Annotated in this window: 27 protein-coding genes; 24 read left to right on the top strand and 3 right to left on the bottom strand. The window is 63.7% G+C overall.

All coding sequences use genetic code 11. From position 1 onward, the window contains the following. The first annotated feature begins 10 nt into the window (after window positions 1–10). From ACQKQA_RS01860 to ACQKQA_RS01820, 9 genes are all read left to right on the top strand, one after another. Window positions 11–1,645, top strand: coding sequence for a methyl-accepting chemotaxis protein (locus ACQKQA_RS01860; protein WP_427552892.1), 1,635 nt, complete (start codon window positions 11–13; stop codon window positions 1,643–1,645). Between the two features lie 108 nt (window positions 1,646–1,753). Further along, the gene (gene pnuC, locus ACQKQA_RS01855; RefSeq protein WP_427552889.1) at window positions 1,754–2,320 is read left to right on the top strand and encodes a nicotinamide riboside transporter PnuC; all 567 of its coding nucleotides are present in this window, start codon (window positions 1,754–1,756) and stop codon (window positions 2,318–2,320) included. After that, window positions 2,317–2,841: an AAA family ATPase gene (locus tag ACQKQA_RS01850; protein WP_427552887.1), complete on the top strand. Its 525-nt coding sequence runs from the start codon at window positions 2,317–2,319 to the stop codon at window positions 2,839–2,841. The genes pnuC and ACQKQA_RS01850 overlap by 4 nt, the downstream gene beginning before the upstream one ends. Window positions 2,842–3,183: 342 nt before the next feature. After that, window positions 3,184–3,636: a hypothetical protein gene (locus tag ACQKQA_RS01845; RefSeq protein WP_427552885.1), complete on the top strand. Its 453-nt coding sequence runs from the start codon at window positions 3,184–3,186 to the stop codon at window positions 3,634–3,636. A 1-nt stretch (window position 3,637) separates the two neighbouring features. After that, window positions 3,638–4,216, top strand: a complete 579-nt coding sequence (locus ACQKQA_RS01840; RefSeq protein ID WP_427552883.1) for an adhesin — start codon at window positions 3,638–3,640, stop codon at window positions 4,214–4,216. 62 nt (window positions 4,217–4,278) lie between these two features. Further along, the gene (locus ACQKQA_RS01835; RefSeq protein WP_427552882.1) at window positions 4,279–5,262 is read left to right on the top strand and encodes a heme utilization protein; all 984 of its coding nucleotides are present in this window, start codon (window positions 4,279–4,281) and stop codon (window positions 5,260–5,262) included. Window positions 5,263–5,325: 63 nt separating this feature from the next. Continuing rightward, window positions 5,326–6,006, top strand: a complete 681-nt coding sequence (locus ACQKQA_RS01830) for a C39 family peptidase (protein WP_427552880.1) — start codon at window positions 5,326–5,328, stop codon at window positions 6,004–6,006. Window positions 6,007–6,051: 45 nt separating this feature from the next. Continuing rightward, window positions 6,052–6,798, top strand: a complete 747-nt coding sequence (locus ACQKQA_RS01825; protein ID WP_427552878.1) for a hypothetical protein — start codon at window positions 6,052–6,054, stop codon at window positions 6,796–6,798. Between the two features lie 45 nt (window positions 6,799–6,843). Then, entirely contained in the window at window positions 6,844–8,136 is a 1,293-nt protein-coding gene (locus tag ACQKQA_RS01820) for a hypothetical protein (protein ID WP_427552876.1), read from the top strand. A gap of 62 nt (window positions 8,137–8,198) precedes the next feature. Here the strand turns inward: ACQKQA_RS01820 and ACQKQA_RS01815 are convergent, their stop codons facing one another. Further along, on the bottom strand, window positions 8,199–9,524 hold the full coding sequence (locus ACQKQA_RS01815) for a sigma 54-interacting transcriptional regulator (protein ID WP_427552874.1): 1,326 nt from the start codon (window positions 9,522–9,524) through the stop codon (window positions 8,199–8,201). A gap of 352 nt (window positions 9,525–9,876) precedes the next feature. Between ACQKQA_RS01815 and ACQKQA_RS01810 the strand changes: the two genes are divergently transcribed. Then, the gene (locus tag ACQKQA_RS01810; RefSeq protein ID WP_009043763.1) at window positions 9,877–10,143 is read left to right on the top strand and encodes a hypothetical protein; all 267 of its coding nucleotides are present in this window, start codon (window positions 9,877–9,879) and stop codon (window positions 10,141–10,143) included. Between the two features lie 262 nt (window positions 10,144–10,405). Here ACQKQA_RS01810 and paaX read toward each other — a convergent pair whose 3' ends face one another. Together paaX and paaY are read right to left on the bottom strand one after the other, a co-directional pair. Further along, on the bottom strand, window positions 10,406–11,329 hold the full coding sequence (paaX, locus tag ACQKQA_RS01805) for a phenylacetic acid degradation operon negative regulatory protein PaaX (RefSeq protein WP_427552872.1): 924 nt from the start codon (window positions 11,327–11,329) through the stop codon (window positions 10,406–10,408). 85 nt (window positions 11,330–11,414) lie between these two features. Then, the gene (paaY, locus tag ACQKQA_RS01800; RefSeq protein WP_427552870.1) at window positions 11,415–12,011 is read right to left on the bottom strand and encodes a phenylacetic acid degradation protein PaaY; all 597 of its coding nucleotides are present in this window, start codon (window positions 12,009–12,011) and stop codon (window positions 11,415–11,417) included. Window positions 12,012–12,366: 355 nt separating this feature from the next. Here paaY and paaF point away from each other — a divergent pair, with 355 nt between their 5' ends. The 14 genes from paaF (at window position 12,367) to ACQKQA_RS01730 (ending at window position 25,855) form a co-directional block, all read left to right on the top strand. Continuing rightward, complete coding sequence (gene paaF / locus ACQKQA_RS01795; RefSeq protein WP_427552868.1) at window positions 12,367–13,140, top strand: 2,3-dehydroadipyl-CoA hydratase PaaF; 774 nt, start codon at window positions 12,367–12,369, stop codon at window positions 13,138–13,140. A 52-nt stretch (window positions 13,141–13,192) separates the two neighbouring features. Then, the gene (paaG, locus tag ACQKQA_RS01790; protein WP_427552866.1) at window positions 13,193–13,984 is read left to right on the top strand and encodes a 2-(1,2-epoxy-1,2-dihydrophenyl)acetyl-CoA isomerase PaaG; all 792 of its coding nucleotides are present in this window, start codon (window positions 13,193–13,195) and stop codon (window positions 13,982–13,984) included. A 2-nt stretch (window positions 13,985–13,986) separates the two neighbouring features. Continuing rightward, entirely contained in the window at window positions 13,987–15,504 is a 1,518-nt protein-coding gene (gene paaH / locus ACQKQA_RS01785) for a 3-hydroxyacyl-CoA dehydrogenase PaaH (RefSeq protein WP_427552864.1), read from the top strand. Continuing rightward, window positions 15,497–15,946 (top strand): hydroxyphenylacetyl-CoA thioesterase PaaI, encoded by a 450-nt coding sequence (paaI, locus tag ACQKQA_RS01780; RefSeq protein WP_427552861.1) that lies wholly within the window; start codon window positions 15,497–15,499, stop codon window positions 15,944–15,946. The genes paaH and paaI overlap by 8 nt, the downstream gene beginning before the upstream one ends. Then, window positions 15,939–17,144, top strand: coding sequence for a 3-oxoadipyl-CoA thiolase (gene pcaF / locus ACQKQA_RS01775; protein ID WP_427552858.1), 1,206 nt, complete (start codon window positions 15,939–15,941; stop codon window positions 17,142–17,144). Before paaI ends, pcaF begins: the two co-directional genes overlap by 8 nt. Before the next feature lie 104 nt (window positions 17,145–17,248). Then, a complete protein-coding gene (paaK, locus tag ACQKQA_RS01770) occupies window positions 17,249–18,571 on the top strand; it encodes a phenylacetate--CoA ligase PaaK (RefSeq protein ID WP_427552855.1) in 1,323 nt (440 codons plus the stop codon). A gap of 176 nt (window positions 18,572–18,747) precedes the next feature. Beyond that, window positions 18,748–19,737 (top strand): 1,2-phenylacetyl-CoA epoxidase subunit PaaA, encoded by a 990-nt coding sequence (gene paaA / locus ACQKQA_RS01765; RefSeq protein WP_427552852.1) that lies wholly within the window; start codon window positions 18,748–18,750, stop codon window positions 19,735–19,737. A gap of 63 nt (window positions 19,738–19,800) precedes the next feature. Beyond that, a complete protein-coding gene (gene paaB / locus ACQKQA_RS01760; protein WP_427552849.1) occupies window positions 19,801–20,082 on the top strand; it encodes a 1,2-phenylacetyl-CoA epoxidase subunit PaaB in 282 nt (93 codons plus the stop codon). A gap of 8 nt (window positions 20,083–20,090) precedes the next feature. Continuing rightward, entirely contained in the window at window positions 20,091–20,852 is a 762-nt protein-coding gene (gene paaC, locus ACQKQA_RS01755; RefSeq protein WP_427552845.1) for a 1,2-phenylacetyl-CoA epoxidase subunit PaaC, read from the top strand. Further along, window positions 20,839–21,372, top strand: coding sequence for a 1,2-phenylacetyl-CoA epoxidase subunit PaaD (gene paaD / locus ACQKQA_RS01750; protein ID WP_427552842.1), 534 nt, complete (start codon window positions 20,839–20,841; stop codon window positions 21,370–21,372). Before paaC ends, paaD begins: the two co-directional genes overlap by 14 nt. Window positions 21,373–21,396: 24 nt before the next feature. Continuing rightward, complete coding sequence (paaE, locus tag ACQKQA_RS01745) at window positions 21,397–22,473, top strand: 1,2-phenylacetyl-CoA epoxidase subunit PaaE (RefSeq protein ID WP_427552839.1); 1,077 nt, start codon at window positions 21,397–21,399, stop codon at window positions 22,471–22,473. A gap of 143 nt (window positions 22,474–22,616) precedes the next feature. Continuing rightward, a complete protein-coding gene (locus tag ACQKQA_RS01740; protein WP_427552836.1) occupies window positions 22,617–22,925 on the top strand; it encodes a DUF485 domain-containing protein in 309 nt (102 codons plus the stop codon). Continuing rightward, window positions 22,922–24,568, top strand: coding sequence for a cation acetate symporter (locus ACQKQA_RS01735; RefSeq protein WP_427552833.1), 1,647 nt, complete (start codon window positions 22,922–22,924; stop codon window positions 24,566–24,568). Before ACQKQA_RS01740 ends, ACQKQA_RS01735 begins: the two co-directional genes overlap by 4 nt. Before the next feature lie 33 nt (window positions 24,569–24,601). Further along, entirely contained in the window at window positions 24,602–25,855 is a 1,254-nt protein-coding gene (locus ACQKQA_RS01730; protein ID WP_427552830.1) for an OprD family porin, read from the top strand. Window positions 25,856–25,897: the final 42 nt, after the last annotated feature.

Raw genomic sequence — 25,897 nt, 5'->3', positions numbered from 1 at the left:
TGACAGATTCATGAACAGCTTACGCAGAATGTCGATCAGCCGCCGACTGTGGCTCATCCTGATTGTAGCGGTCCTCATGCTGCTGACCCTGGGCATGCTGATGCTCAAGCAGATTCATGACGACCTGTACCAGGCCAAGGCGCAGAAAACCCAGCATGTGGTGCAGACCGCCAACGGCGTCCTGGCCTATTTCCATGGCCTGGAAAGCGCCGGCACTCTCGATCGCGCGACGGCGCAGAAGCAGGCGCTGAGCGCCATCCGCGGCCTGCGCTACGACCAGAGCGACTACTTCTGGATCAACGACCTGACCCCGGTCATGGTCATGCACCCGGCCAACCCCAAGCTCGACGGCCAGAACCTCGCGGCGATCCGCGACCCGGACGGCTTTGCCGTGTTCAACGAAATGGTGGCCATCGCCAAGGCCAAGGGCGCCGGCATGATCAACTATCGCTGGCCGAAGCCGGGCGCCAGCGAGCCGGTGCAGAAGACCTCCTACGTCCAGCTGTTCGAGCCCTGGGGCTGGATCATCGGCTCCGGGGTGTACATCGACGACGTACAGGTCGAGTTCCGCAGCCAGGTGGTCAACGCGTCGGTCGTTGGCATTGCCATTGCCGTGCTCATGGCCCTGCTGGTCATGCTGATCGCCCGCAGCATCGTCCGCCCGCTGCAGGAAACCGTGCACGCCATGGCCAACATCGCCAGCGGCGAAAGCGACCTGACCCGTAGCCTCGACACCCACGGCCAGGACGAAGTCACCGAACTGGCCCGGCACTTCAATGGCTTCACCGCCAAGCTGCGTCTTGTCGTCAGCCAGTTGCAGGTGTCGGCCTCAGCCCTGGCGCAGTCCTCCACCGACCTGGGCGACAACGCCAACCAGGCCCAGGAACGCAGCCAGCAGCAGTCGCAGCAGATGGAACTGGTGGCCACCGCCATCAACGAAGTGACCTACGGCGTCCAGGACGTGGCGAAGAACGCCGAACAGGCCGCCAGCGAAATGCGCGACGCCGAAGCCCAGGCCCAGCAGGGTCAGGTCAATATCGACGGCAGCCTGCAGCAGATCGACCGGCTCTCGGGGACCATCGACCAGGCGGTGGAGGTGATCCGCACCCTGGCCCAGGAAAGCACCCAGATCGGCAGCGTGCTGGAGGTGATTCACTCCATCGCCGAGCAGACCAACCTGCTGGCGCTCAACGCAGCGATCGAAGCCGCCCGGGCTGGCGAACAGGGTCGCGGGTTCGCCGTGGTGGCCGATGAGGTACGCCTGCTGGCCCAGCGCACCCAGAAGTCCACCGCCGAGATCCAGTCGATGATCGAACGCCTGCAGGGGCATTCGGAAGCCGCGGTCAAGGTCATCAGCGACAGCAGCCGGGTGTCGCAGCAGACCATCGAGCAGGCCGGGCTGGCCGGGGAAAGCCTGAATGCCATCGGCCAGGCCCTGCGCAACCTCAATGGACTGAACACCTCCATCGCCAGCGCCACCCTGCAACAGGCCCATGTGGTCGAAGACATCAACCAGAACGTGACCCAGGCCGCCGGCCTGTCCCACAGCACCGCCCTGGCGGCCGAGCAGTCCAGCGCCGCCAGCCTGCACCTCAAGGAGCTGAGCGAGCAGCTCAACGGCCTGTTGCGCCAGTTCCGGGTCTGACCCCCTTCGTGGCGGGGTTAGCCCCGCCACGATCGCCGGCCTCGACTAACATGCCAGGCCGCTTCTGGTTACAATCCGCCCCCTCCTTCGCTTCCAGGTAGTGTTTCCATGTCCGGGCTTGAACTGTTCGCCGCTGCCCTCGGGGTGATCGCCGTCTGGCTGACCGTCCGGCAGAACCCCTGGTGCTGGCCGATCGGCCTGGTCATGGTGCTGCTGTACAGCTGGATTTTCTTCGAAGTGAAACTGTATTCGGACATGCTGCTGCAGGTGGTCTACGCCGCCCTGCAGCTGTATGGCTGGTGGCAATGGACCCGTGGCGGCGCCAGCCACCAGGGCCGCCCGGTCAGCCTGCTGGCCCCTGGGGCCATGCTGTTCGGGCTGGGCCTCGGGGCCGTCGGCAGCCTGTTGCTGGGGGCCGCCATGGCTCATTGGACCGATGCCGCGCAACCCTGGCTGGATGCCGCGCTGACCGGTTTCAGCCTGGTGGCGCAATGGTGGATGGCGCAGAAGCGCGTGCAATGCTGGCCCTTGTGGATCGCGGTCGATGTGATCTTTGTCGGCCTGTTCATCTATAAGGACCTGTACCTGACGGCCGCGCTGTACGGGTTGTTCACCCTGTTGGCCGTACAAGGCTGGCGCGCCTGGCGGGCCGATCCGGCGTTGCAGCCGGCATGAAGGTGCTGGTCCTCACCGGCCCCGAGTCCAGCGGTAAAAGCTGGCTCAGCGGCCATCTGCAAGCTCACTTCGGTGGCATCCAGGTGGGCGAATACGTCCGCCATTTCATCGAGCGGGAGCAACGGGATACCTGCCTGGCGGATATTCCACAGATCGCCCAGGGCCAGCTGGCCTGGGAAGATCAGGCCCGTGCCCGACAGCCGCAACTGCTGATTCTCGACACGCACCTGCTGAGCAACATGCTCTGGAGCCAGACCCTGTTCGGCGCCTGCCCCGACTGGCTGGAGCCGGCGCTGCTGGCCCGCCACTACGACCTGCACCTGCTGCTGTCTCCGGAGGACGTCGGCTGGAGCGACGACGGCCTGCGCTGCCAGCCCGAACTGAGCGAGCGCCTGGTCTTCTTCAAGGCCACCGCTGACTGGCTGGTACAACACAACCAGCCCTTCGAGGTGATTCGCGGCGACTGGGAACAACGTCGGCAACGGGCGTTCGAATTGGTCGAGCGCCTGCTCCAGGACTGACCGCCCCTGCTACCCGCGTTTCATCCAGTACGGCGGGACAAGTGTCCATTCCTGAAACACTGCTTCAGTGTAAAGGCGCTAGAACAGAAGGGTTTACATTGCCCTTCCATCAACCGTTAAGCCACTGATACACCCCCGTCGTAGGCCCCGATCCAGAGCCATGGCGCGGCAATGCCGGCAACCAGCCCCCAGGTTGTCTCAGCGCTGAAACAGCCACCGTCCGGAACCGTTTCGGATGCTCGTAACCTGTTGAATTGCTGAAACAATATAAAGGTGGCACAGCTTCTGCTCCCGTTCTCGCAACGCTGACTAAAGCCAGCGAACAGAATAAGGAGTGCTGCCGTGGGGAATCTCAATTCAGGTCTGACCCGCCTCCTGTTGATCGGTTGTGCCCTGGGCTCGATGCTCAGCCTCCCGGCCCACGCCGCCGGCGATGGCAAGATTGTTCTCACTCGCGACGTCCAGCCCCATGCGGTCGGCCGTCCTCCGCTTCACCCCGACCCCTACCCGACCACCGTCAATGCCAACCCATCGGAACGGGTCAAGCAGATGACCAACAACACCGAGCTGACTGACGGTGATTTTGCCGGGGTCAGCAGCGGTTCCACGATCAGCCGCAACGTCCTGCCCAGCAGCCTGAACCTGCAGGGGTTGAATACGGTCACCAACCCCAATGGCATGCCCGGCATGGCCAACGGGCATGGCGGCGGCAGTGGTGGCGCGATCTCCGACACCATTAACCGCTCCATGAGCACGGGCATGGCACCGTTGGGCAAACTGTCCGGAGGTCAATGAGATGAAGCGGACCCTCATGTTACTGGCCCTGTTTGGCTGCACCTCGGTGCTGGCCGACCCCGGCAGCCGGGCGGTGGATACCGCCACCCTCCAGAACTCCGGCGCCGGCTACAACGGCAACTTCAACGTCAACCAGGCCGCCGGCGACCAGCAACAACAGACCAACGCACGTGCCATCGCCATCGGCACCGATGCCCACGCCTCCACCGTGGTACGGCAGAAGCTGGGCACACCGGCCAGCGGTGCGATCGATGCCAGCAGCAGTATCGGCGGCAATGCGTTCAGTAACGGCAATGGGGTCCTGGGCGTGAACCAGGGCGCCGGCGCCAACAACCAGATGGCCAACGTGGCGCGGGTGAGCATCAGTGCCCAGCCGCAAAGCATCGACGACAGCGTCCTGTCCCAGCAGAACGTGGCGCTGTTACCACACTCGGGAGCAACTGACGCTTCGAAAGGCAGCCGCCAGGTCGTTACCAGCGACCAGGCCTTCACCGGCAGCCGTGGGGTGATTCAGGTGAACCAGAGTGCCGGGGTGGGGAACCGAATGGCTAACACCCTGAGCATACGGGTCGCAGACTGACCCGCAGCAGTGCGATTAGAAAGTACCAACACTTAACCAACTAATAAGCACGGAGAAACACCATGAAACCTACCATGGCTCTCAAACCGCTGGTGTTTGCGCTCGCCGCAGTGATGGCAATCGCAGCCCAGGCAGGCAACGATGACAACCACGGCCACCATCACGGCGGCCATAACGGTGGTCACGGTGGCCACAATGACAACAATCTGCAAATCACCGCCGGTGCCGCAGCCAGCGTGATCGATCAGCAGACCAGCACCGGCAACGTTGTCAAAAACCAAGGCACCAACAACAACGCCAAAGCCGAAAACTCGATGAACAACTCCAACGGCAACATGGGTGCCAACGTCGCGGCCGGCGACGGTAACCAACAAGACAACGCCGCCGCCCTGGCCACCGCCGATGAAACCTTCATCTTCGGCAGCGCGGTAGCCGCCTCCAGCGCAACCCAGGTCAACCACGACAACTATGTGAAAAACTCTTCGACGCTGAACAATGCCTCGATGAGCAACGCAGGCAACAGTGGCTCCGGCAACATCGGCATGAACGTCACCGCCGGCGACTTCAACCAACAGAAAAACAACCTGGCCATCGCCGTATCCGGCGGTCGCGTAGCCACTGCGGCAGCCTCGGCCGACCAGACCTCCACCGCCCTGGTGGTGGACAACAATGGGGTGCGTACCTACAAGAAAGACACGCTTGAAGGCACCTTCAAGGCCACCGGCACCTACAAAGGCACCGGCTCCGGCAAGATCGAAGGCGACGACGATCACCATGGCGGCCACCACTGGAACAGCCGTGGCGGTCATGACAACGACGATCAGAAGTTCGCCTTCAAGGAACAAGGCACCATCGAACTTTCCGGCTTCACCACCCAGCAAGTGCTGACCAAAGATGGCTGGAAAAATCCTGTAATCAACAACGCCTCGATGACCAACTCGATGAACGGCTTCTCCGGCAACGGCGGCGCCAACGTCTCGGCGGGTGTCGGCAACCAACAAAGCAACTCGCTGTCCATCGCTGCCGGCTGCAGAGCCTGCCTGTAATCACGATCGTGACGAAAGCCCCGGAAACGGGGCTTTCCCACAGTCCCACAAGGCGTATCGATCATGCGAGTTGCAACCTTTTCCCTACTGTTTTGCCTGGCGGGCCTGACCCAGGCCGCACAGATGCCGGTGGCCGCGCTACCCGGCGGCAACCTGGTGTTCAAGCAGGTGCAGAGCATCCGGGAGCGCAAGTTCGCGAACCTGGTCGAGCAGAAAACCGACTTCAGCTGCGGCGCCGCCGCACTGGCGACGATCCTGCGCCAGGCCTACTGGTTCGACGTCGATGAGGAGCACATCATCAAAGGCATGCTGGCCAACGCTGACCAGAACCTGGTACGAACCCAGGGTTTCTCCATGCTGGACATGAAGCGCTACATAGAAAGCATCGGCATGCGTGCCCGGGGCTACCGGATTCCTCCCGAGAAACTGGAGGCCGTTACCATTCCGGTGGTGGTACTGATGGAGATTCGTGGCTACAAGCACTTCGTGGTCATGCAACGAGCGCAGAAAGACTGGGTCTATGTCGGCGACCCGGTCCTGGGTCATAAGCGCTACTCCCACGAAGACTTTGTCAACGGCTGGAACGGTATCGTGTTCGCCATCATCGGCCCCGGCTACGACAAGACCAATGTCTTGCTCGATCCGCCGAACCCGCTGACGGCCAAGAACAAGCTGGACACCTTCAACCCGGTCAAAGACGCAGAACTGATGGAGTTCGGTTTCATTCAGAGCGACTTCTTCTAGGGTCGCCATAATGACAATGGGGGCTGGACGCTCCGGGAGCAGCTGATGAAAACCTCTTACTGGCTGGCCGCCGCCTGCCTGATAGCAAGTGTTCCTGCGTATGCCAGTGCAGGGTTCAAACCTATAGAAGTGAAGGACCAGGAGCTCTCCACGCTCCGTGGTCGCTACGTCATGCCGGGAAGGATCATCAGTTTCGGCATCGTCATGAACAGCACCTGGCGCAATGCCTCGGGCGATATGATCGGCGCCAGTGCCTCCATGCAGATCCAGCAGTCCACGGTCAGGCCGGAATTCTATGTCACCACCGTCAAGGAGAGCGGCAACGGCTCGACACTGGCCCAGGGTACCGGCAACGTGATCGGTGGCGCCGGCCTGGCCACCACCCAGGGCGTGACCCAGAGCGTACGCGCGGCGGGCGACGGCAATACCGCTTATAACAACGTCGCCATCGACGTCAAGGAAGCCAACCAGGCGCCGGCGCTGGTACCGGCCCAGGGCCAACTGCTGCTGAGCGGCCAGACCATCACCGGCAGCAACGCCGCGGGCAGCGTGGCGGTGTCCGCCACCGGCGGCGGGATCCAGATGGCCATCCAGGCCAACAACAACCAGGGCGCGGCCCTGCAACAAGCAGCCCATGGCGGCCTGTTGCAGAACACCCGCCTGCTGGGCAACAGCAACCTGGTCAACAACCTGACCCAATTGAATGTAGTGCTCAACAACAACGGTCCGAGCAGCGGTGCCCTGGACTGTAACCTCACTCAACTCAAGGGCCTACGCAACCTGGGATATTGATCTACGCTGATTCTCGATCATTGGGCTTAAAGGGACGGCTTTCCTATGTATCGATCAGTTTCACTGCGTGCGGTGGTGTGCTTGAGCACCCTTTTCCCGGCAACGCTGCTGCAGGCAGCACCCGATGCTGAGGTAGAGGCCCTGAAACAGCAGTTACTGGAGCTTAAGCAACGCTACGAAGTGCAGCAGAAGGCTTTGGCAGTACTGGAACAACGGGTACGCCAGGTGGAGGACCAACCGGCGGCGCCACCAACGAAACGCCTGGTCAAGTCGCCGGCGGACATGCGGGGCAATCAGCAGGTGGCGGGGGCCACCAGCAAAGGTACGACTCCGGCCGGGGGCAGCTCCTACGGGGAATCGCTCAAGGACGATTCGCAACCGGCACAGAGTGTGTCCAACCTGTACGACGAGGCCAGCGGCTTCTTCGGCGGCGGCAAGTTCAGCGTCGAGACCGGCCTGACCTACGCCCGTTACGACACCCGCCAGCTGATTCTCAACGGTTTCCTGGCGCTGGACTCGATCTTCCTCGGCGATATCAACCTGGACCGGATCAAGGCCGACAACTGGACCCTCGACCTTACTGCGCGCTACAACCTGAACAACCGCTGGCAATTCGACATCAACGCACCGATCATCTACCGCGAATCGACCTACCAATCCGGTGGTGCCAACAACGGCGCGGCGGGCGTTACCAGCGAAAAAACCGTGTCCAACGACCCGACCCTGGGCGACGTGAACTTCGGCATCGCCTACAAGTTCCTCGACGAATCGGTCAATGCCCCGGATGCGGTCGTGACCCTACGGGTCAAGGCGCCGACCGGTAAAGACCCGTTCGGCATCAAGCTGCGCCGGGTGCAGGACAACACCAACCTGTTCGTCCCGGATGACCTGCCGACCGGCAACGGCGTCTGGTCCATCACCCCCGGTATCTCCCTGGTCAAGACCTACGACCCGGCTGTGCTGTTCGGCACCCTCTCCTACACCCACAACCTGGAAGAGTCGTTCGACGACATCAGCTCCACGGTCAACCTGAAGACACCGGGCAAGGTCAAGATCGGCGACAGCTTCCAGATCGGCATGGGCGTCGCCTTCGCCCTGAACGAGAAGATGAGTATGTCGTTCTCGGTCTCGGACCTGGTCCAGCGCAAGAGCAAGCTCAAGGAAGATGGCGGCGACTGGCAGTCGGTGGTCTCCAGCGATGCCAACGCCGGCTACTTCAACGTCGGCATGACCCTGGCGGCCACCGAGAACCTGACCATAGTGCCCAACCTGTCCATCGGTCTGACCGACGATGCGCCGGACTTCACCTTCAGCTTGAAATTCCCTTACTACTTCTAAAAGTAGGCCGCAAAAAAGGCCCGCTGCGAGTTGATCGCAGCGGGCCTTTTCGTTGCACCGCCCTAGCGGATCTGATGCTTGTGCAGCAAGCGGTAGAACGTCGGGCGCGAGATGCCCAGCACCCTGGCCGCGACACTCAGGTTGTCGCTGTGCCGATTCAACACATCACACAGCGCCTGGCGCTCGGCCCGGTGCTTGTAGTCCTCCAGCGTGCCCATGGGCGCGATGCTCACGTGCGGGCTGAGCAGGCCCAGGTCGCAGGCCTCGATCTGCCGTCCCTCGGCCAGCACCAGGCCACGCCGCACCCGGTTGGCCAGCTCGCGGACATTGCCCGGCCAATCGTGCTTGCCCATGGCCACCAGCGCGTCTTCGCTGAAGCTGCGCGGCCGGCGCCCGGTTTCCTGGCTGTAGAAGCGGGAAAAATGGCTGGCCAACATGCCGATGTCGCCATGCCGTTCGCGCAGTGGGGCCATGACCACCTGCAGCACGTTCAGGCGGTAATACAGGTCCTCGCGAAAGCGCCCCCTGTCGATCGCCGCCTCCAGGTCGACGTGGGTCGCCGCCAGCACCCGAACATCCACCAGGATCGGCTGGTCGCCGCCCACCCGCTCGATGTGTTTTTCCTGCAGGAAGCGCAGCAGGTTGGCCTGTAGCTCCAGGGGCAGATCGCCGATCTCGTCGAGAAACAGCGTGCCGCCATGGGCCGCCTCGATACGCCCGACCTTGCGCTGGTGGGCGCTGGTGAACGCGCCCTTCTCATGACCGAACAACTCGGACTGGATCAGGTGCTCGGGGATCGCTCCACAGTTGATCGCCACAAAGGGTTTGCTGTGACGCTGCGATTGACGGTGCAGGGTCCTGGCCACCAATTCCTTGCCCGTACCGCTTTCACCACGGATCAGCACCGGCGATTCGGTGGGCGCCAGTTTGCTCAGGAGTTTGCGCAAGTCGCGGATCGAACGGCTGTCGCCCAGCAGCTCATGCTCGGGCTGATCGACATGAATCTGCCCCTGGCCCCGCAGGCGGGCCATGCCGAAGGCGCGCCCGAGGGTGACCTGGACCCGCGAGACATCGAACGGCAAGGTGTGGAAATCGAAAAACCACTCGCAGACGAAGTCGGCGACATTCTGCAGCCGCAGCACGTCCGAACTGAGCACGGCGATCCATTCGGTACCGCTACGGCTGATCAGGTCCTTGACCGCTTCCGGTCGCTCCAGGTGAACAGGCTGCAAGCGCAGAAGGCCCACGTCACAACTGCGCTCGACGGCCGATTCCAGGTCGCAGCTGTCGACGGCCCAGCCTATGGTGCGCAAGCCGGGCAGCAGGCGATGACAATCGTCACAGGGATCAACCACAAGCAAACGGCGCTGAGCGGTTGCGTCAAGCATGACTGTTCCTTGGCGCCAAAAATAGGAAAAGGTATTAGAAACAGTAGTTTGGCAACCCTGGCTGTAACACTAGCAAGAACTTGACGGTGTCTTGTATCGATTATCTATAGCGCTCATCACCAATTGGACTAACTGTTACAAGGATCCAAAAAGCCGTCTTACTTCCAGGTCGCGAATCTTTCATTCAGCTTTCAAAAGAAGGCTCTGCACTGCGGATGTGAACAAAAGTTGTAAATTCTGGTCTTTGCATGTGACCTGATCCCGGGTTCCGGACATCAGTACAAATAACCAGCCGAACGGTAAGCCCAACCGACGGCACATCATTTGATTGGGCACATAGAGAGAAGACCCCATGAACGCCCCGCTCCGTATCAACGAAGCACTTTTGATCGCCGACCGCGCATTCCAGCCATTCCAATGCGTCGCCTGGGCCCCACAAGACGGCAACGGTGAACTGAGCCTGACCGTTATCGACCGCACCAATACCCGCATCGGCCGCAAGCAGATTCCAAGCAGCGCCTACTCCGATCCGGCGCAACTGGAAGACCTGCTGAAACAGGCCCGCGCCGAACTGAGCCAGGAAGGTTACACCCTGCAGTCCTGGGTCATGCCGGAATAAAGAACAGCCACGCAGATCGCCTTCGGGCGATCTGCGTTACTTTGTCGCAGTTGGTGTATCCGCACTTTAGTCAGCACGTAGAAAGTTCAACTTTGGCTACCTGACTTGCCCCCTCGCCCGCCTTCTTAAAACACTCGTCAACACCTCTTTATTACAGTCTTAGTCCGCGCTCAGCCTGGTGCCTTAGTGTGCGCCGCACATGCCCCGCCAAGTTCTTCGATGCTCGGTTTATCCTGAACGGGGGCCGCACCTTGAAAACGCCTTACTTCAAACCGCCAAAACGCCGGTAGAAACTTTCGCCCACATCGGGCAGCGGGCCGTCGGCGTTTTCCAGCGCATCGTTGAGCCACTCCTCGGCCTTGGCGTAGATCAGGCGATAGATGTTGCGGCAGAGCTGGCGTGCCGCCCGGCCTTCCCAGTCGCCGGGAAGCAATTCGTCCGGCAGTTGTGGGTCGCGCAGCAGCAGTTTGCGGTACTCGTGAATCAGCAGCAGGCGTGCCAGGAAACAATCGGCCGGCTGCAGCTGCTCCTGCTCTCGCAGCGCTTGCCACAGCGGCCGGAACAGCTGGATGAACTCGCTGTAATGAGCCGCCAGCGCGTCGATGTTCCAGCTTTCGCGCACCTGCAGGCGCAGCGCCTTGGAGGCCAGCACATCCTGGGCAGTGGTCTCGAACAGAATGGTGTCTTCCTGGGCCCCGAGGTCCACCAGGGTGGCGTTGATATCCGCCCGATCACTGCGTGGACAGGCCAGCAGCACCGGCGAAATCGCGCCAAAACCTTGCCACTCCAGCTCCTCGCGCACCTGCTTGCGCTTGTCCTGGCCCAGTTGCGACAGCATGACCAGGCACCAGGAACCATCCCAGGCCGGCACGCTGGCGTTATAGACCCGCTTGAAAGCCTTGTCGAAACGCCGGCGACCGGTACCGGTCAGGCTGTAGTAGCTACGGCGCCCGACTTTCTCGGCGGTCAGCCAGCCTTCCTTGGTCAGGCGGAAGATCGAAGTGCGGATCAGCCGCTCGTTGATGCCGATGGGTTCGAGCAACTGGATCAGGCTACCCAGCCACACCGTCCCACCGTGGGGTTCGATGGCATCGCCGTACAGGGTAATGATCAGGGAACTGGCGCGAATCGGCGTCTGCTCCTGGAAACGGGTAACGAGGTGGTTCAAGGGTGCTAGGGACGACATGGGCGTACCGGACAAAAAGGAAGAAATATACCGGGTTTCGCCGGTTTCGAGTGGCCTGGACCGCGCTATCCATGCGTCTTGGGCGCTACTGCCCGGCATTTTTCGGGCGCAGGCCGCTGTCACTGATCCGCGGGCGATTGGCTTCGGGTTCCGCGAGCGGCTCGCAGGGCTGCATCCGCTCCAGGCAGCGCCTGGCCAACTGCTGATACTCACGGGTGCCAGCCTGCTTCCAGCGCAACTCTTCGTCGCTGAGGAGGCGCTTGACGCTGGCGGGCGCGCCCATGACCAGCGACTGCTCTCCACACTGGAAACCGGCCTTGACGAAGGCCGCCGCGGACACGAAGGAACGTGGGGCGATGCGGGCGTTGTCCATCACCACCGCGTTCATGCCCACCAGCGCATCGGCGCCGATCCGACAGCCGTGCAGTACCGCGCCGTGGCCGATATGGCCGTTGCGCTCGACCACCGTGTCGCTGTCGGGAAAACCGTGCATCACGCAGGTGTCCTGCAGGTTGGCCCCCTCCTCCAGCACGATCCGCCCGAAATCGCCGCGCAGGCTGGCCAGCGGGCCGATGTAGCAATGGGCACCAACTATCACGTCGCCGATCAGCACGGCGGACGGATGCACATAAGCGCTGGGATGGACCACCGGGGTCAGGCCGTCGAGGCTGTAGCAGGTCATGAGCGACTCCTTGGGCAAGCCGGCGCACAGAAACATTGCGCAATATTATTCATTTATTGATCTATTTTGTATCACATAGAAATTGAATGAAAAAGCGAAAAGCAGTATCTCGCCTCCGGAGGCCGAAAGCCGCCGTACAGCCTATAAAATCTCAACAAACCTGGAAAGTCACGCTTTGAGCACCCCTCTCAGTCCTGGCAAGACAGATCCATGGCTCGACATAAAGACACACTAATTATATTTTTACGTTGCATTTGCGTATCGCGTTAGCGATATACTCGGCGAAAACCGGCTCCCCAGCCGATCCAATAATGAGCCGGCCCTGCGCCGAGCGTGCACCGTGAGGACATCCGCCATGCCTCAAACCCTTGCCGTCGAAAGCCTCGATGGCGGCGTTCGACTGATTACCCTGCAACGCCCCGCCGCCCTGAATGCCCTGACCACCGAATTGCTCGGCGAACTGGCCGCCGCCTTGGGCGCCGCCCAGGCCGACAGCGATGTCCAGGTCGTGGTGCTGACCGGCAGCCGCAAGGCATTCGCTGCCGGCGCCGACATCAATGAAATGGCCGAACGCAACCTCACCGGCATCCTCGACGACCCGCGCCAGGCTTCCTGGCAACAGATCACCAGCTTCAGCAAACCACTGATAGCCGCCGTCAACGGCTTCGCCCTCGGTGGCGGCTGCGAGCTGGCCATGCACGCCGACATCCTCATCGCCGGCGAGGACGCACGCTTCGGCCAGCCGGAAATCAACCTCGGGATCATGCCCGGCGCCGGCGGCACCCAGCGCCTGCTGCGAGCGGTCGGCAAGTCCCTGGCGATGCAGATGGTCCTCGGCGGCGAGTCGATCGATGCCCGCCATGCCTTGCGCGCCGGCCTGGTCAGCGAAGTCACCCAACCGGAACTCACGGTCGAGCGCGCCCTGCAGCTGGCACGGCTGATCGCCGCCAAAGCGCCGCTGGCCTTGCGCCTGGCCAAGGAGGCGCTGCTCAAGGCACTGGACACCGACCTCGCCAGCGGCCTGCGCTTCGAGCGCCACGCCTTCACGGTGCTGGCCGGCACCCGCGACCGCGAGGAAGGCATCCGCGCCTTCCAGGAAAAACGCCGACCCAGCTTCACCGGCCACTAAGGCCGCCTTAGCGGCCAACGACTCACACGACCTGTCAGAGAGCGCCAGAACCATGAACTTCGAACACATCCTGTTTTCCGTCGAGGCAGGCGTCGCCCTCCTCAGCCTGAACCGCCCCGAGCAGCTCAACAGCTTCAATGCGCAGATGCACGGCGAGGTCCGCGAAGCACTCAAGCAAGTGCGCGCCAATCCCGGGGCCCGGGTGCTGTTGCTGACCGGCGAAGGCCGTGGCTTCTGCGCCGGCCAGGACCTGAGCGATCGCAACGTGGCCCCCGGCGCAGCAGCGCCGGACCTGGGCGAATCCATCGAACGCTTCTACAACCCGCTGATCCGCCAGTTGCGCGACCTGCCGTTGCCGGTGATCTGCGCGGTGAACGGTGTGGCTGCCGGGGCCGGGGCCAACATTCCCCTGGCCTGCGACCTGGTGCTGGCCGCCCGCTCGGCGAGCTTTATCCAGGCGTTCTGCAAGATCGGCCTGATCCCCGACTCTGGCGGAACCTGGACCTTGCCACGACTGGTCGGCATGGCGCGGGCCAAGGCCCTGGCCCTGCTGGGCAATCGCCTGACGGCCGAACAGGCCGAGCAATGGGGCCTGATCTATCGCTGCGTCGAAGATGCCGAGTTGCGTGAGGAGGCCCTCAAGCTCGCGCGCCACCTGGCCACCCAGCCGACCTACGGCCTGGCGCTGATCAAGCGCAGCCTCAACGCCAGCCTGAACAACAGCTTCGACGAACAGCTGGAACTGGAAAAAGACCTGCAACGCCTGGCCGGACGCAGCGAGGACTACCGCGAAGGCGTGAGCGCCTTCATGGACAAACGCACACCGACCTTCAAAGGACGCTGAGCATGAGCGCACTGACACCCCAGGCCCCTGTCGCGGTGATCGGCGCCGGCGCGATGGGCGCCGGCATTGCCCAGGTCGCGGCCCAGGCCGGCCACCCGGTATGGCTACTGGACAATCGCCCGGGCGCCGCGGCGCAAGCCATAGCCAGCATTGACCGGCAACTCGCCAAGCGCGTGACCAACGGCAAGCTCGATGCCCAGGCTCACACGGCGGCCATGGCCCGGCTGCAGGCGGCCGAAGCCATCGAGCAACTGGCCGACAGCGAGCTGATTATCGAAGCCATCGCCGAGAACCTCGAGGCCAAGCGTGAGCTGTTTCGCCAGCTGGAAAACCTGTGCCGCGACAGCTGCATCCTCGCCAGCAACACCTCTTCGCTGTCGATCACCCGCATCGCCGCTGGCCTGAAGCACCCCGAGCGCCTGCTGGGCCTGCACTTCTTCAACCCGGCACCGGTCATGCCGCTGGTCGAGGTCGTCTCGGGGCTGGCCAGCGACCGACAACTGGCGCAATGCCTGTACGACACCGCCGCCCACTGGGGCAAGAAGCCGGTGCACGCCCGCTCCACACCGGGTTTTATCGTCAATCGCGTGGCCCGGCCGTTCTACGCCGAAAGCCTGCGCCTGCTGCAGGAGGGCGCAGGCGACTGCGCCACGCTCGACGCCCTGCTGCGCGAGGCCGGTGGTTTCGCCATGGGCGCCTTCGAGCTGACAGACCTGATCGGGCATGACGTCAACTACGCAGTGACCCGCTCGGTATTCGAGGCCTACTACGGCGACATGCGCTTTCAGCCGTCGCTGATTCAGCAGGAACTGGTGGATGCCGGGTATTTCGGACGCAAGACTGGCCAGGGTTTCTATGCCTATGCCGAGGGTGCCGAACGCCCCACACCTGTCGAACTGCACAGCGACCTTAGCATCGAGCACTGCGTGGTCGAGGGTGACCTGGGGCTAGCCCAGGGCTTGCTGCAACGCTTGCGCGAGTCCGGTGTGCGCCTGGTCGAGCGCGACGGCCATGGCCTGTTGCGGGTCGGCGACGCGGTGCTGGCCGTCAGCGACGGACGCCTGGCCAGCCAGCGCGCCCGCGACCAAGGCGTGAACAACCTGATCCTGCTTGACCTGGCCCATGACTATGCCAGCGCCGGCCGCCTGGCCATCAGTTGCTGCGCCACCACCAGCCCACTGGCCCGCGATCAGGCGGTGGCGCTGTTGCGGCGCGCCGGGTTCAAGGTCAGCCAACTCAGCGACAGCCCGGGGCTGCTGGTCATGCGCACCGTGGCGATGCTCGCCAATGAGGCCGCCGATGCCTTGCTGCAAGGCGTGGCCTCGGCGATGGACATCGACCTGGCGATGCGCGCCGGCGTCAATTACCCCGAAGGCCCCCTGGCGTGGGCCGACCGCATAGGCCTGCCGAAGGTACTCGAGGTCCTGCAAAACCTGCAGGCCGCCTACGGCGAGGAACGCTACCGACCGTCCCTGCTGTTGCGCCGCCGGGTCGCCGAAGGGAGGACTTTGCATGATTGATCACCCTGCCATGAGCCTGGCCAGCGCTTGCGCCCAGAGCCTGTTCAAGCGCGACAACGCCAGCCAGGCGCTGGGCATGCGCCTGCTGTCGGTGGCGCCCGGCGCCACCCGGCTCGGCATGAGCGTGCGCGAAGACATGCTGCAAGGCCATGGCACCTGCCACGGCGGCTTCCTGTTCACCCTGGCGGACTCGGCCTTCGCCTTGGCCTGCAATACCTACGACGAAGCCACGGTGGCCATCGGCTGCAGCATCGACTACATCGCCCCGGCCCGCCTGGGCGACACCCTGACCGCCGATTGCATCGAGCAAAGCCGCAGCGGCCGGACCGGCAACTACGACGTGCGGATCGAGAACCAGCATGGCGTGCTGATCGCCCTGTTCCACGGCAAATCCTACAAAGTGCGCGGCCCGGTGCTGGCGCAGGAGAATCCCAATGAATGATGCCCTGATCATCGATGCGGTCCGTACCCCGATTGGCCGTTACGGCGGCGCCCTGAGCAGCGTACGCGCCGACGACCTGGGCGCGGTGCCGTTGCGCGCCCTGATGCAGCGCAACCCCGGGGTCGACTGGAGCCGTGTCGACGAAGTGATCTACGGCTGCGCCAACCAGGCCGGCGAAGACAACCGCAACGTGGCGCGCATGTCGGCGCTGCTGGCCGGGTTGCCGGTGGAGGTCCCCGGCACCACCCTCAACCGCTTGTGCGGCTCGGGCCTGGACGCCATCGGCACCGCCGCCCGTGCCCTGCGCTGTGGCGAGGTCGGGCTGGTACTGGCCGGCGGCGTCGAATCGATGTCCCGCGCGCCGCTGGTGATGGGCAAGGCGCAGACCGCGTTTTCCCGCCAGGCCGAGCTGTTCGACACCACCATCGGCTGGCGCTTCGTCAACCCGCTGATGGAGCAAGGCTTCGGCATCGACTCGATGCCGGAAACCGCGGAAAACGTCGCCGCGCAGTTCGGCATTTCCCGCGCCGACCAGGACGCCTTTGCCCTGCGCAGCCAGCAGCGGGCCGCCGCGGCACAAGCCAGCGGACGCCTGGCCAGGGAAATCGTCGCGGTCCCCATTCCCCAGCGCAAAGGCCCGCCGACCCTGGTCGAACACGACGAACACCCGAGGGGTGACACCACCCTTGAACAGTTGCAGAAGCTTGGCACGCCGTTCCGCCAGGCCGGCAGCGTCACCGCAGGCAACGCCTCGGGGGTCAACGACGGTGCCTGCGCCCTGTTGCTGGCCGACGCCGTGACCGCGCAACGCTACGGCCTCAAGGCACGTGGTCGGGTGGTCGCCATGGCCACCGCCGGGGTCGAGCCCCGGATCATGGGCACCGGCCCGGTGCCGGCCACGCGCAAGGTGCTGGAACTGGCCCGGCTGAGCCTGGCGGACATGGACGTGATCGAACTCAACGAGGCATTCGCCGCCCAGGGCCTGGCAGTGCTGCGCGAACTGGGCCTGGCGGACGACGACGGGCGGGTCAACCCCAACGGCGGCGCAATCGCCCTGGGCCATCCCCTGGGCATGAGCGGCGCGCGCCTGGTGACCACGGCGCTGCACGAGCTGGAGCAGCGCCGGGGTCGCTACGCCTTGTGCACCATGTGCATCGGCGTGGGCCAGGGCATCGCCCTGATCATCGAACGACTTTAAGACCAGATACACCCGCGCCCGGAGCCCTGACGGGTATCCTTGGCGCAGGCACTCAAGACCCGTCCGCCGGCGGGTCGCAACACAACAATAATTCGAGTGACGCCATGAATATGCCAATTGCCAAAGCCGTGCCTGATCCCCAGCTGGACCCGCTGGAGACCGCCAGCGTCGACCAGTTGCGCCAGCATCAGCTGGAGCGCCTGCGCTGGAGCCTGAACCATGCCTATCGCAACGTGCCGCTGTACCGCCGGCGCTTCGACGAGCTGGGCGTGCACCCGGACGACGTGCGCAACCTGGAAGATCTGGCGAAGTTCCCGTTCACCAGCAAGTCCGACCTGCGCGACAACTACCCCTATGGCATGTTCGCCGTGCCGCTCCAGGACGTGGTGCGCTTGCATGCCTCCAGCGGCACCACCGGCAAACCGACGGTGGTCGGCTACACCCAGAACGACATCGACATCTGGGCCAAAGTGGTCGCGCGCTCGATCCGCGCCGCCGGCGGCCGGCGTGGCGACAAGGTCCATGTGTCCTATGGCTACGGCCTGTTCACCGGCGGCCTGGGGGCGCACTACGGCGCCGAGCGGCTGGGCTGCACGGTGATTCCCATGTCCGGCGGCCAGACCGAAAAACAGGTGCAACTGATCAGGGATTTCCAGCCGGACATCATCATGGTCACGCCCTCCTACATGCTCAACATCGCCGACGAGATCGAGCGCCAGGGCATCGATCCGCAAAAGCTCGCCCTGCGCCTGGGAATCTTCGGCGCCGAACCCTGGACCGCCGAGCTGCGCAGCGCCATCGAACAGAGACTGGGCATCACTGCGCTGGATATCTACGGACTTTCGGAAATCATGGGCCCGGGCGTGGCCATGGAATGCGCCGAGACCAAGGACGGGCCGACCATCTGGGAGGACCACTTCTACCCAGAGATCATCGACCCGGTGACCGGCGAGGTGTTGCCGGACGGCCAGATGGGCGAACTGGTGTTCACCTCGCTGAGCAAGGAAGCCCTGCCGATGATCCGCTACCGCACTCGCGACCTGACCCGCCTGCTACCCGGTACGGCGCGCCCCATGCGGCGTATCGACAAGATCACCGGGCGCAGCGATGACATGCTGATCATTCGCGGGGTCAACGTGTTCCCGACGCAGATCGAGGAGCAGGTGCTCAAGGTCCCGCAACTCTGCGAATGCTACGAAATCCACCTGTACCGCAACGGCAACCTCGACAGCGTCGAGGTACATGTGGAGCTCAAGCACGAACATCAGCAACTGGGCGATGAACAGCAGAAAGCCATCTGCGGCAAACTAAGCCGGCACATCAAGACCTACATCGGCATCAGCTCGCGTATCGTTTTGCGCCCGGCCTTTTCCATCAAGCGCTCCGAGGGCAAGGCCAGCCACGTGGTGGACAACCGGCAGAGATGAGCCTTTCGCGCTCAAAGCCCCGCTTCGGCGGGGCTTTTTTTGCCCGCGGGAAAGTTCTTGCCGGGCAAAGCGATACAAAAACAAATACAACACGATATTTTGTGTTTGATATTTTTTCTTGTATCACATATAAATTTCTCCATGCCCAGGCAATCCTTCACGGCAGGAGACGCACCATGTACGCACAGCTGGTAGAGACCGGAGTCAAAAGCATCAAGCCCCGTTCGGAGATGTCCGAACAGGAACGCACTTTCCAGGAAAAAATCGATTCGGAAATCAAGATCGAAGCCAAGAACTGGATGCCGGATGCCTATCGGCAAACCCTGATCCGGCAGATTTCCCAGCACGCCCATTCGGAAATCGTCGGCATGCTGCCGGAAGGCAACTGGGTGACCCGCGCCCCGACCCTCAAGCGCAAACTGCAGTTGATGGCCAAGATCCAGGACGAAGCAGGCCACGGCCTGTACCTGTACAGCGCGATGGAAACCCTGGGTGCCGACCGCGACGAGGAAATCGCCAAGCTGCACAGCGGCCGCGCCAAGTACTCGAGCATCTTCAACTACCCGACATTGAACTGGGCCGACGTGGGCGCGGTGGGCTGGCTAGTGGACGGCGCGGCGATCGTCAACCAGGTGGTGCTGCAACGCACCTCCTACGGTCCCTACTCCAGGGCCATGGTGCGTATCTGCAAGGAAGAGAGCTTCCACCAGCGCCAGGGCTACGAAATCCTCCTGACCATGATGCGCGAGGGCAACCAGGCGCAGAAGGACATGGTCCAGGACGCCATCAACCGCCTGTGGTGGCCGGCGCTGATGATGTTCGGCCCCAGCGACGAACACTCGCCCAACAGCGCGCAGTCCATGGCCTGGAAGATCAAGCGCCAGAGCAACGACGAACTGCGCCAGCGTTTCATCGACCAGACCATCCCGCAGCTGGAGCTGCTCGGCTGCACCTGCCCGGACCCGCACCTTGCGTGGAACGCCGAACGCGGTCACTACGACTTCGGCGAAATCCAGTGGGACGAATTCTACGAAGTGCTCAAGGGCAACGGCCCGTGCAACCAGGAACGCGTCGCCACCCGGCGCAAGGCCATCGAGGACGGCGCCTGGGTACGCGAAGCCGCGGTCGCCCACGCCCGCAAGAAAGCCAATAAAAACGCCGCGTGAACCCTGGCCGCCCCCCGCGACCACGGCTACATGGCTACAGCCCCCTGATGTGGAGTCACCCTTATGTCTGAATGGACCCTCTTCGAAGTCTTCGTGCGCAGCAAGCACGGGCTCAACCACAAGCACGTCGGCAGCGTGCACGCCGCCGACAGCGCCATGGCCATCGAGAACGCCCGCGAGCTCTACACCCGCCGCAGCGAAGGCGTGAGCCTGTGGGTGGTGCCCTCGGCGCTGATCGTCGCTTCGTCCCCGGATGAAAAGGACCCGCTGTTCGACCCTGCGGACGACAAGGTCTATCGCCACGCCAGCTTCTACGAGCTGCCGACCGAAGTCGGGCACATGTGAGGTCGACCATGAACACTCGAAGCGAATTGATCCAATACCTGCTGCGCCTGGGCGACAGCGCCCTGATCCAGGGCCAGCGCCTGTGCCAGTGGTGCGGCCGCGCGCCGGCCCTGGAAGAAGAACTGGCGCTGATGAACGTCGGCCTCGACCTGGTGGGCCAGGCCCGCAACTGGCTGGACTACGCCGCCGAGCTGCTGGACGACGGCCGCGATGCCGACCACCTGGCGTTCCGCCGTGACGAGCGGGCCTATCGCAACCTGCTGCTGGTGGAACAGCCCAATGGCGATTTCGCCGTGACCCTGCTCAAGCAGTTTCTCTACGACGCCTGGCACCTGGAAGTGCTCCAGGGCCTGGCCCGGTCCAGCGACGAGCGCCTTGCCGGGATCGCCGCCAAGGCGGTGAAGGAAGTCACCTATCACCTGCGCCGCTCCAGCGAATGGGTCGAACGCCTGGGCGACGGCACCGAGCACAGCCACCAGCGCATGCTGGAAGCGATTCCCCTGCTCTGGCGCTTCACCGTAGAGCTGATCAGCGGCGACGACAGCGAAAACCGCCTGCACGGCGCCGGCCTCATCGCCGATCCCGCGCAGGTCGCCAGCGCCTGGCAGGCCAGGGTGACGCGGATCTTCGCCAGCGCCACCCTGCCCCTGCCACCGGCACCCAGCCATTTCTACCTGGACGCGCGCCGCGGCCTGCACAGCGAGCACCTGGGCATTCTGCTGGCGGAAATGCAGGCGCTGCCACGAGCGTACCCCGATGCGACCTGGTGAGCTGATTTCCAGCGACCGCGGCGCCCGCGCCCAGCAGCCGGGCGACCTGGAAGCCGCCTGGAACGCCCTGGGCGCGGTCATGGACCCGGAGGTGCCAGTGGTCAGCGTGGTGGACCTGGGCATCGTCCGCGACCTCGACTGGCACGACGGCCACCTGCAGGTGGTGGTCACCCCGACCTATTCCGGCTGCCCGGCCACCGAGGTGATCGAGGGCGATATCCGCGCCGCCCTGGAACTCGCCGGATTTTCCGCGCCCCGGCTGCAACGCCGGCTGACCCCGGCCTGGAGCACCGACTGGATCACCGCCAGCGGTCGCGAACGGCTGCGGGCCTACGGAATCGCCCCGCCGCTGGGCAGTAGCAGCAAGCGCAGCCTGCTCGGCGAAAGGGCCGCTATCTGCTGCCCGCAATGCGGCAGCGCCCACACCGAACAGCTCAGCGAGTTCGGCTCGACCGCCTGCAAGGCGCTGTATCGCTGCCGGGACTGCCTGGAGCCGTTCGACTATTTCAAGTGCATCTGACGCCGTGTCAGTGGGAGAACAACAATGAGCAAATTCCACAACCTGACCATCAAGGATGTGCGCAGCGAAACCCGCGACGCGGTGTCCATCGCCTTCGAGATTCCGCAACACCTGCAGGACAGCTTTCATTTCACCCAGGGCCAGCACCTGGTGATGCGCACGCAGCTGGATGGCCAGGAGGTGCGCCGCTCCTATTCGATCTGCGCCGGGGTCAACGACGGCGAGCTGCGCATCGCCGTCAAGCGCGTGGCCGGCGGGCTTTTTTCGGCATTCGCCAATGACCGGCTCAAGCCCGGACATTGCCTGGACGTGATGCCTCCCGCCGGGCACTTCCATGTCGAACTCGATCCCGCGCGCCACGGCCAGTACCTGGCGGTGGCGGCCGGTAGCGGCATCACGCCGATCCTGTCGATCATCAAGAGTACCCTGGAAACCGAGCCCCACAGCCGCGTCACCCTGCTGTACGGCAACCGTTCCAGCTCCTCGGCGCTATTTCGCGAACAGCTGGAAGACTTGAAGAACCGCTACCTGCGCCGCCTGAACCTGATCTTCGTGTTCAGCCGCGAACAGCAGGACGTCGACCTCTACAACGGCCGGATCGATGCCGACAAATGCGCCCGGCTGTTCTCCCGCTGGCTCGACGTCAGGGCCCTGGACGCCGCCTTCATCTGTGGCCCGCAGGAGATGACCGAAACCGTGCGCGACAGCCTGAAAGAGCGCGGCATGGCCGCCGAACGCATTCACTTCGAGCTGTTCGCCGCCGCCGGCAGCCAGCACAAGCGCGAGGCACGCGAGGCGGCCCGACAGCTCGACGCGGCGGTCAGCCAGATCACCGTGATCAGCGACGGTCGCGCCCTGGTCTTCGACCTGCCGCGCAACAGCCAGAACATCCTCGATGCCGGCAATGCCCAGGGCGCCGAACTGCCCTATTCGTGCCGCGCCGGGGTGTGCTCCACCTGCAAGTGCAAGGTGATCGAAGGTGAAGTGGAGATGGACAGCAACCACGCCCTCGAGGACTACGAAGTGGCCGCCGGCTACGTTCTGTCGTGCCAGTCGTTCCCGGTCAGCGACAAGGTGGTGCTGGACTTCGACCAGCTCTGATCGGTAGCCGCTACCGCAGGCTGCGATCGGCCGTGAAGCGGACGTGCTCTTGAGGCCGCAGGAAGGTCCTCCGGAGCTACATAAGCAAAAGGAAATTCACCGCGTTTCAAGCAAAACAAAAACAACATCAAGAGAGCGCTCCCATGACCCCACAAGACATCGAACAGATCCGCCAGCACCCCGACTTCATCCAGCTGGTACGCCGCAAACAGAACCTCTACTGGTCCCTGACCCTGGCCATGCTGGTGATCTATTACGGCTTCGTGCTGCTGGTGGCGTTTTCCCCCAGCACCCTGGGGCGCTCGCTGAGTGGTGGGACGACCACGGTCGGCATGCTGGTGGGCGTGGCGATCGTGCTGCTGGCCTTCGCCCTCACCGGCTTTTATGTCTATCGCGCCAATAACGTGATCGATCCGCTGAACGAAAAACTCAAGCAGGAGTGCGCCCAATGAAGCGCTTGCTGAGGTTGTTCGCCCTGCCGTGCGTGTTCGCCACCGACCTGGCGCTGGCTGCCGAAGGCAGCGCGCGCCCCTTGAACTGGAACGCCATCGGCATGTTCCTGGTGTTTGTCCTGTTCACCCTAGGCGTCACCCGCTGGGCTGCCCTGCGCACCCGCTCGGCCAGCGACTTCTATACCGCAGGCGGCGGCATGAGCGGTTTCCAGAACGGCCTGGCGATCGCCGGTGACATGATCTCCGCCGCATCCTTCCTGGGCATCTCGGCGATGATGTTCCTCAACGGCTACGACGGCCTGCTGTACGCCCTGGGCGTGCTCGCCGGCTGGCCGATCATCCTGTTCCTGATCGCCGAACGCCTGCGCAACCTGGGCAAGTACACCTTCGCCGATGTGGTCTCCTACCGCCTGGAACAGACCCCGGTGCGCCTGACCTCGGCCTTCGGCACCCTGGCCGTGGCCCTGATGTACCTGGTGGCGCAGATGGTCGGCGCCGGCAAGCTGATCGAGTTGCTGTTCGGCATCAGCTACCTCTACGCGGTGATGCTGGTCGGCGTGCTGATGGTGTTCTACGTGACCTTCGGCGGCATGCTCGCCACCACCTGGGTGCAGATCATCAAGGCGGTGATGCTGCTGTTCGGCACCAGTTTCATGGCGTTCATGGTGCTCAGGCATTTCGGCTTCAGCACCGAGGCAATGTTCGCCGGGGCCAGCGCCGTGCATGCCAAGGGCAGCGCGATCATGGCCCCGGGCGGGCTGCTGTCGAACCCCATCGACGCCATTTCCCTGGGCCTGGGCATGATGTTCGGCACCGCCGGCCTGCCCCACATCCTGATGCGCTTCTTTACCGTCAGCGACGCCAAGGAAGCACGCAAAAGCGTGTTCTACGCCACCGGGTTCATCGGTTATTTCTATCTGCTGCTGATCGTGGTCGGCTTCGGCGCGATCGTCATGGTCGGCACCGATCCAGCGTTCCGCGATGCCAACGGCGCGATCATCGGCGGCGGCAACATGATCGCCGTGCACCTGGCCCAGGCGGTGGGCGGCAACCTGTTCCTCGGCTTCATCTCGGCGGTGGCCTTCGCCACCATCCTCGCGGTGGTCGCCGGCCTGGCGCTGTCCGGCGCCTCGGCGGTGTCCCACGACCTGTATGCCTGCGTGCTGCGCAAGGGCCAGGTCAGCGAGAAGGAAGAAATGCGTGTGTCGCGAGTCGCCACCCTGTGCATCGGCGTGCTGGCGATTGTCCTCGGTCTGTTGTTCGAGTCGCAGAACATCGCATTCCTGTCCGGGCTGGTGCTGGCCATCGCCGCCTCGGTGAATTTCCCGGTGCTGTTCCTTTCGATGTTCTGGAGAGGCCTGACCACCCGCGGCGCCGTGACCGGCAGCCTGGCCGGGCTGGTGTCGGCGATCGTGCTGCTGGTGCTGAGCCCGGCGGTCTGGGTCAGCGTGCTGCATCACGAACGGGCGCTATTCCCCTACTCCAACCCGGCGCTGTTCTCCATGAGCCTGGCGTTCTTCAGTGCCTGGCTGTTCTCGGTGACCGATACCTCGGCGCGGGCCGAGGTGGAGCGTGGGCGCTACTTCGCGCAGTTCATCCGCTCGATGACCGGCATCGGCGCCTCCGGCGCCAGCAAGCACTGAACCCGTTCCGTTCGATGACAGGGAATAAAAACAATGAGCCCCGTTTCCATCGCCTCACCGAAACACCTGCTGCCGGCCATGGCCTCGCTGGGCCTGGGCCTGTTCGCCCCCAGCGTACTGGCCGATTTAGCCAGCGACAGCAAGGCACGGATCGAAATGCGCAACCACTACATCAACCGTGACTTCCGCCAGGCCAACGCCGCGCAGTCCAAGGCCGAGGAATGGGCCCAGGGTTTCACCGCGCGGATCGAGTCCGGCTACACCGAAGGCCCCCTGGGTTTCGGCCTGGATGCCCTCGGCGAGCTCGGGCTCAAACTCGACTCCAGCCCCGATCGGCGCGGCACCGGCCTGCTGCCGTACGGCCCGAACAGCCACACACCGGCGGACGAGTTCAGCGAACTGGGCCTGACCGGCAAGCTGCGTCTGTCGAAAAGCGTATTGAAGATCGGCACCTTGCAACCGCTGTTGCCCGTCGCGACTTACAACGACACCCGCCTGCTGGGCTCGACATTCAAGGGCGGCCTGCTGACCAGCCAGGAAATCAGCGGCCTGACAGTGAATGCCGGGCGCCTGACCGAAGCCAACCTGCGGGATTCCTCGAGCAACGACGACATCGGCTATGGCGCCACCCGCAGCGCTCATTTCGACCTCGCCGGCGGTAGCTACGCCTTCAGCCCGCAACTGAGTCTCAGCTACTACTACGGCAAGCTCGAACAGATCTATCGCCAGCACTACCTCGGCCTGTTGCACACCCAGCCCCTGGGCGCAGGCTTCAGCCTGCGCAGCGACCTGCGCTACTTCGACAGCCGTGGCGATGGCGCCGAACGCGCCGGGCGGATCGACAACCGCAACTTCAACAGCCTGTTCAGCCTGATCAAGGGCCCGCACAAAATCAGCGCCACCTGGCAGCAGCTGTCCGGCGACAGCGCCTTCCCGTTTCTCAACGGCGGCGATCCCTACGTGGTCAACCTGGTGACCTACAACACCTACACCCGCGCCGAGGAGGACTCCTGGCAACTGCGTTACGACTACGACTTCGCGGCCATGGGCCTGCCCGGCCTGACCTTCATGACCCGCTACACCGACGGCCGCCACGTCAAGGCGGGCAATGTCGACAACGGCCGCGAGACCGAACGCGACACCGACATCACCTACGTGATCCAGAGCGGACCGCTCAAAGACCTGAGCATCCGCTGGCGCAACGTGACCTTTCGTTCGGGCAACGGCCTGACCACCGACCTCGACGAGAACCGCCTGATCCTCGGCTACACCCTGGCTCTTTGGTAAACCCCACCGGCACGGTCACTGGCCGCGCCGGCCCCACCCATC

This window comes from Pseudomonas sp. NPDC089530 (assembly GCF_050280705.1).
Taxonomy (GTDB): domain Bacteria; phylum Pseudomonadota; class Gammaproteobacteria; order Pseudomonadales; family Pseudomonadaceae; genus Aquipseudomonas.
This window is presented reverse-complemented; position numbering and strand designations above follow the sequence as displayed.